Below are 453 nucleotides of genomic sequence, written 5' to 3' on the forward strand. Positions count from 1 at the left end.
AGCGGGAACACCAGGGCGCGGTCGACGTTCACATCGCCGCCGCCCAGCACCGGCTGCAGCAGCAGCCCCAGCGCCAGCAGCGCGTTCTTCAGCGAGATGTCCGGATGGCCGGCGTCGCGCAGCAGGCGCTCCATCGAACCGATGGTCTGGCCTTCCAGGAAGTCACGGAAGGTGGCGTTGTAGGCACTGGGATCGGTGCTGATGCTGAAGCGCGCATCGGCCAGTTCGTTCAGCGCATTGCCTGCGTCTTCATCGTTGAAGGCCTGGCGCGCCATCCGCGACAGACCCGACCAGGCGTTGGACATCGCCAGCGGGCTGCGACCGATGAACGGCAGCGGCTCGGTGGCCTCCAGGCGCACCGCCGACAACAGCGGGAACCGCCGCTGCGAGGCATCGCGACTGGGCAGGAAGTGCCCGCACAACACCAGCTTGCTGCGCGAGCCGAGGAACGCG

Annotated in this window: 1 protein-coding gene; it reads right to left on the minus strand. The window is 68.2% G+C overall.

The window, feature by feature from the left end:
- Positions 1–453: type VI secretion system-associated protein TagF (gene tagF / locus DBR34_RS24065; RefSeq protein ID WP_258224137.1), on the minus strand; the 453-nt coding region annotated here is incomplete at both ends.

The sequence above is a fragment of the Stenotrophomonas sp. HMWF003 genome (genome assembly GCF_003061285.1).
Classification (GTDB): domain Bacteria; phylum Pseudomonadota; class Gammaproteobacteria; order Xanthomonadales; family Xanthomonadaceae; genus Stenotrophomonas; species Stenotrophomonas maltophilia_AP.